This is a genomic window from Methylicorpusculum sp., assembly GCF_030651835.1.
Taxonomy (GTDB): domain Bacteria; phylum Pseudomonadota; class Gammaproteobacteria; order Methylococcales; family Methylomonadaceae; genus Methylicorpusculum.
The window spans coordinates 1-5,922 of the sequence record NZ_JAUSBX010000109.1; the positions used below are offsets into that span (position 1 = coordinate 1).

General features: G+C 48.4%; 6 protein-coding genes and 2 pseudogenes. 7 read left to right on the forward strand and 1 reads right to left on the reverse strand.

The features are described from left to right. Window positions 1-99: pseudogene (locus tag Q7V32_RS20840) on the forward strand (MerT/CopZ fusion-like selenoprotein); the annotation flags it as partial. A gap of 17 nt (window positions 100-116) precedes the next feature. Next, window positions 117-566, forward strand: coding sequence for a hypothetical protein (locus Q7V32_RS14235; RefSeq protein WP_304897650.1), 450 nt, complete (start codon window positions 117-119; stop codon window positions 564-566). A gap of 128 nt (window positions 567-694) precedes the next feature. On the opposite strand, the gene Q7V32_RS14240 is transcribed toward Q7V32_RS14235, so the two are convergent. After that, entirely contained in the window at window positions 695-1,288 is a 594-nt protein-coding gene (locus Q7V32_RS14240) for a shikimate kinase (RefSeq protein ID WP_304897651.1), read from the reverse strand. A gap of 395 nt (window positions 1,289-1,683) precedes the next feature. Here Q7V32_RS14240 and Q7V32_RS14245 point away from each other — a divergent pair, with 395 nt between their 5' ends. From Q7V32_RS14245 to Q7V32_RS14265, 5 genes and pseudogenes are all read left to right on the forward strand, one after another. Beyond that, window positions 1,684-1,968: a DUF1778 domain-containing protein gene (locus Q7V32_RS14245; RefSeq protein WP_304897652.1), complete on the forward strand. Its 285-nt coding sequence runs from the start codon at window positions 1,684-1,686 to the stop codon at window positions 1,966-1,968. A 3-nt stretch (window positions 1,969-1,971) separates the two neighbouring features. Next, window positions 1,972-2,463: a GNAT family N-acetyltransferase gene (locus Q7V32_RS14250; protein ID WP_304897653.1), complete on the forward strand. Its 492-nt coding sequence runs from the start codon at window positions 1,972-1,974 to the stop codon at window positions 2,461-2,463. 108 nt (window positions 2,464-2,571) lie between these two features. Beyond that, window positions 2,572-3,647, forward strand: a pseudogene (locus Q7V32_RS14255) (transposase). 122 nt (window positions 3,648-3,769) lie between these two features. Next, window positions 3,770-4,321, forward strand: coding sequence for a tyrosine-type recombinase/integrase (locus Q7V32_RS14260; RefSeq protein WP_304897654.1), 552 nt, complete (start codon window positions 3,770-3,772; stop codon window positions 4,319-4,321). Between the two features lie 412 nt (window positions 4,322-4,733). After that, window positions 4,734-5,360 carry a hypothetical protein gene (locus Q7V32_RS14265; protein WP_304897655.1) on the forward strand — a complete coding sequence of 209 codons (627 nt, stop codon included), beginning with the start codon at window positions 4,734-4,736 and terminating at the stop codon, window positions 5,358-5,360. The last annotated feature ends 562 nt before the right edge of the window (window positions 5,361-5,922 follow it).

A 5,922-nucleotide genomic window follows, 5' to 3' on the forward strand; every position in this document is an offset into this window, starting at 1 on the left:
ATCCTCTTCGATAGCCAAAAAACCGATAGTACAGCCTTGATCAAAGCCACGACGGATGCTGGTTATCCGGGTTCGCTCGCCACACCTGTTGCTCGATAAAGTCCAGGATACAGTCTATGGCTGATTGCTGCTGCCCAAATACTTCCACCCAAACCAAACAGATTTGTCCTGAATGTGGCTCCACGTTCAAAAGCGTCGGCATGCCGACACTGTATCATCAGGTACGGTTTCCCGAGAATCAGGCACTCATCATTGACAACTACTATTTTTGTCCGGCAAAAACATGCTCAATTGCTTACTTCTCGAGCGCGGACAACATTATTCCCAAAGAGCATTTACGAAGCTATCAGGCGATTCAAAACGATGCCCTTTGCTACTGTTTTGATATTGGCGCCGAGCAGTATTTATCGGCGTTAAAAGATCACCGTGCAGGACCGATTAAAGCTTTCGTCATGCAACGAACTCAAACTGGGGAATGTGCCTGCGAAATCAGGAACCCGTCAGGCCAATGCTGTTTAGCGAAGTTCAAGCGTTTAGAAAATGAGCACAGTACAGTTATCAAATGATCACTATAAACCAGCCATTCGGAAAACTGATTTTTTGTATTTTTCATAGACCACTTATGGCCGGAGTCGCCCGTTTCACTGTATCAAAATCAGCGTCAGCTATAGGGAAACTCATGTGTCAGCAGTCTTTAACGTTTCTGCCCATCCTTTTGTTCGGATTTCCCATGCTCTTTTCTTTGGCTTTCAAACAATTCTATGGCCTGCTTTACGCAGAGTGCGGCCTGGTTGGGATCGAGGCCCGAGATGTCCATTCGTAAATGCGCTCGGTCGTATGTTTTGCGAAAGTAAGTGATGTCCTTCTTGATTTCTCTCAAGTACCAGCGTTTCTCACTGGATGTCAGGCATTTCTCGATCAGCTTCGAATCGATATCGTAGAAAACGATCCGTTCCAGAATGTTTTCCGGCTTGTCGCTCAGTGCCACGATTACACCAAAAGAGATCTTGACTGCCCGTAGATAACCTCCCATAAGGCCGCTCGGCGGCAAGGCTATAACGCTGTGCCGACTCTCCGGGCGCTTCAGCAGATGCACGAGTGCCTTTGCTGCCTCGTCGCGGTATGAATGTATCGTTTTGAACCTGCTTTGGAGTTGCTCAATGCTCGTTCCAAAGAAGCCCTCAATTTCTTCATCCAGGTCGAAAAAAGGAACATCAAGAAGCTCGGACAACATCCTGCCGACCGTCGTCTTTCCGACGCACCCTACACCAGTTAAGAATACTCGCACTGAAGTTGTTCCCACATTCTCCGATTCTGAACAAATTATTGTATGATTTTGGATTACAACCGCAATTTTAACGATAGTTTATCTAAACTGAAGAACTAAGCAATGCGCCTAAAAGGTTTCAGGATAATGTCAGAACATAAGTTAATCATCAAGTTTCATTGGTGGGTTTTGGCCGATCTTTCAAAAATGGTTGATACGAGCCACAGTCAGTCGGCTAAGGAGTAAGCCACTATCGAATAACAATTTGCCTATCTCGTTGATAATATAACTATATTTAGTTTACTCATTCGATTATAAAAAAGCTATCCCGGCATCAACCAGAAGTTTTATCTTTCGACAGCTGAGATGACAATGTCATTACATTATACTACTATGTCGATTATGGAGGTAAAGACATGACAGCAGCCACACCAGAAATTACAAAACGCGAAACGCTTAATCTTCGCATCAAGCCAGAAGAACGCGGACTGATCGACCGTGCCGCCCAGCTACTGGGGAAAAACCGGACTGATTTCATGCTCGAAGCCGCCCGCCGAGCCGCCGAAGAAGCGTTATTGGATCAGACCATGATGTCTGTTAGCCAGGATGCCTATCAAGAATTCCTTATACGCCTTGATGCTCCGCCCCAACCGAATGAGCGGTTGCAGAAAACCATGCAAACCCAAGCACCTTGGGAGTGAGGGTTGTCTTTAGAATCGCCGAGCCCGATTTCGGAACACCATCAAACCATCGGTTTCGACTCTGGCGTCCCGTCGCTAAATGAATGGTTACACCGCCGAGCCTTAGCTAACCAAGTTAGCGGTGCCTCACGTACTTTCGTTGTCTGCAACAACAATCGCGTTGTCGCTTATTATGCGCTTGCTTCGGGTGCGATCAATAGCAACAGTTCTTCTGGCCGCTTCCGCCGCAATATGCCTGACCCCATACCAGTCGTCGTACTTGGCCGTCTAGCCGTGGACTTGTCTTTCCAAGGCCGCGGTCTGGGCCGTGCCCTTTTTCGGGATGCCGCGCAAAGAGTTTCCTATGCTGCCGATGCTATCGGCATTCGCGGAATTATCGTCCATGCTCTCTCAGAACAAGCCCGCTCATTCTACCTGGCCCTCGGCTTCGATCCCTCCCCCGAAGAGCCGATGACACTCATGGTAAGCCTCGCTGATATCCGTTCATTACTGTGAATACTGCATTTGTCGGCAAAACTCGACGGTTTGTCCTGATGAGTAAAAATGAAGATGAATCTATAACTGATGTTACGCGGCCCCATCCCAAAAACGTATCATTTCAGGATGGATAAAGAAAGAACAGAGCTCTATACAGACTACCTGATCTGCAACCAAGGCTTGGCAACGGCGACAAGCCTGTCGGCGATGCTTGATGGTGAAGTCAGCCATGACCCAATAACCCACCACCTGTCCGCAAGGCTATACACCTCAAAAGACCTATAGGTTGATGTCAAACCCACCGTGCGTCAGATCGAGCGGGACGACGGCTGCCTGATCTTCGACGACACCGTCCAGGAGAAGGAGTTTACTGACGAGAACGAGATTATGTGCTGGCACTATGACCACTGCAAAGGCCGCTCGGTGAAAGGCATCAACCTGCTGAACGCGTTGTACCACAGCGGGGACGTGTCGATCCCGGTTGCCTTCGAAGTGGTGCGCAAGCCTTATCGGTTCAGTGACGTTAAAACCCGTAAGGTCAAGCGGGCAGCGGAGTTCACCAAGAACGAACTGATGCGGTCAATGGTCGCCACCTGCGTGGCGAACAGCATCAAGTTCCGCTATGTCCTGACCGACAGCTGGTTTGCGTCGAAAGAGAACTTCGAGTTCATTCTCAAGAATGGCAAACACTTCATCAGCGCCTTGAAGGACAACCGCTGGGTGGCGTTGACCGAGACAGACAAGAACGAAGGGCGCTTTGTGCGGATCAGTCAGCTGGAATTGATAGATCAACAGGCGGTGCGCGGCTGGATGAAGGGATTCCCCCAGGAAGTGCTGTTCGTCCGGCGGGTCTTTTACCCGCAGGGCACAAGACAACAAACAAAGACGGCAGCACCGGTTTGTTGAATCTGGTGTGCAGCGATTTGGCGTGCGACGGCGGGCAAGCCTCAACCCTCTACCAAAAACGGTGGAAAGTCGAGGAGTTCCATAAATCATTAAAATCCAACGCGGGGCTGGCAAAGTCGCCCACCCGCACCGTCACCACCCAAAACAACCACCTATTCATGACCATCTATGCCGTGTTCAAGCTGGAATGTTTGAAGATCAAACATAAAACCAACCATTTCGCCATGCGGGCTAAACTTTTCATAAAAGCTAACCAGATAGCTTATGCAGAGTTGCAGAAATTAAGGACTGCGTAACATCAGTAAGTAACATAATTGTATTGTGTTACTTAGTATGTATCTGATTTATTTTACTTTGTTAAACTCCACTGCTACTTTATGTAACATATATTCAAGTTAATAAAAAAAGAGCACAGAGAATGAACGCTGTCGACGCCGCCAATAAAGCTGAAATTGCCATGATGAACGCCGTTCTGGCTGACAATTTTGGCCAACTCTATGCGGATATTTGGAAAGTGTGCGTCAACTTGTCGCTGCGCATCAGTGACCTGCTCACCCTCAAGTACGCAGACCTGAATCTGGGGGAGCGCTCGTTAAAGCTGACCGAAGCAAAAACCGGAAAACTGAAGACGATTCGACTGAATTTTGCCGCTATCCTGGTCATTGTCAGAAGGCAACAGGAAAACCCTGCCGATACTTGGTTGTTTCAAGTCCATAGCAACCGAGCCAAAGACAAACCCGTGAGTTGGGTTTCAGTCAGTCGCGTCTTTAAAGACGCGGGGGAACTGTTAGGGCTAACCATCAACACCCAAAGTATGCGCAAATCAAGCGGTATGGATATGTATAAGGATGGGGTGCCTGTTGAAAAAATTGCTAAGGTTCTAAATCATTCGAATACCACGTCAACACTGCGTTATTTGGGGATTACCCAGGAAGAAGTGTTAAAGACTTATGACGATTATGAACTGTAGCTGCGTGTGGGTCATAAAAAGACTGCGGAAGCGTATCCCAGAAGCCCCCTTCGAGGTCTTGATTGATGGCAAACCAATGGGGACAACCAAGCTTTTAACCTTTGCGAGGCATGTGCCCAATACTGACCGATTTCCGCAGGTCCTAGCCCTTTATTCTTCCGGTTATCTGCGGTTGAAGGCGGGAGCCGATCCCCTACCTCCATTACCGTTCGGTCAGAGCCTTGTCCTCGGCCCAGCCATCTCCGGCACTTCAACTTCGTTCTCAAATAAAACGCTATTTTTTCATCCCCAGATCCAACGCGTAGCTATTAATACGTCTCAAATTAACCAGGATGGCACGAACAGTCTCTTGATCAAGATTACGGCCTCGAACTCGAAGCTTTCGCATGACAGCACAAAAACCAATCGAATTATGAATCTCGCCTGGACACTGACTCTGAATGAGCCGAGCGACCAAGAAACCATGCTCAATGTAGCGGGAACGTTTGAGTTTACGGAAGGTGTTATTCCTGATCCGATGCAGACAGCCGAGGCTGATTCGATGCGGCTATTGCAAATTTCCACCATGTTTATTGACAATTTACGGCACGATGTTGACGCGTTTCGCTTTCGCAACTCGGGTGGCGTCGTAACAGTAGATTATGACTCTGCCTTGTCGAATACACTGCTTCCCGTTACACCCAGTTCGCTGCATCCAGAAACCTTGAGATTCGACTCGCTTCATACCGATGATGTCGGACAGCCCAACGGGAATACACCGAGCTACAGAATCACGATAAACTCGACTGCAGGCCCCATGTCGGGCCCCATTACAGTTCGTGCATTCTTCAATAGCAGCCAAAACCTAAAAGATGACAACCTAGGGTTATGGGCCTTTCAGCAACCGTCAGAGCGCATAGAAAAGGGGACAATAGGCAGCATCAACTACACCGTTATTGCGAGTACCTGTCCATTGCCCGCTATAGATTTTGATCCGGGGGTTTTGCAAACACCGGAACGGTTATGGGAAGCTTCCCATAACCGTTCCGTCGGGTTTTGAACGCATCGGTATTTCCCAGGCGCAAATCCTTCAGTTCCAGCAGGATGCTTTTGATAATGCTTTAAATGTGTCAGGTTTTGGAGCAGTCAATAAGGTCTTAAAAGTGTGACCAATGTTGATACGCACGTCTGTGGTACCGTTACTGGCCTCTGCGTGGTTCATGCTGCCGGCCTTGGGTCTTTTGGCAGTTCGCGGGCTTCGAGAAGACCGGGTCAGTTAGACTGTCGGGATTTATAGCAGGACGGGATTCACAATCCCGGCTTGAACGTTTCGACGATGTTAGACGGCAACCTCAAACGTTTGGGCGGGTTAAATAACCTGCCCCGCGCAGGCATCTGATGCGGTTCATGCTATATGATGAAAATCAAATACCTAGGAAAGCGTAAGGTTTTAAATTTGGAATTGCTGACGGAATCGGGGTTAGGGATGATGCGTTTCTCAAAATACCATTTTTGGCGAGATGGTAATGTCCCACCATTTCAAAGCCGTTGACCGCTGCAGTCTTGCCTCAAGTTCACGGACCTGATCAGCGGCTAATTTAACGCCCTTTTCATAGACGCCT

Bases quoted from the DNA above. Each gene is read 5' to 3' on its own strand.
- Q7V32_RS14235 (WP_304897650.1), top strand. From the start codon at position 117: ATGGCTGATTGCTGCTGCCCAAATACTTCCACCCAAACCAAACAGATT.
- Q7V32_RS14245 (WP_304897652.1), top strand. From the start codon at position 1,684: ATGACAGCAGCCACACCAGAAATTACAAAACGCGAAACGCTTAATCTT.
- Q7V32_RS14260 (WP_304897654.1), top strand. From the start codon at position 3,770: ATGAACGCTGTCGACGCCGCCAATAAAGCTGAAATTGCCATGATGAAC.
- Q7V32_RS14265 (WP_304897655.1), top strand. From the start codon at position 4,734: ATGAATCTCGCCTGGACACTGACTCTGAATGAGCCGAGCGACCAAGAA.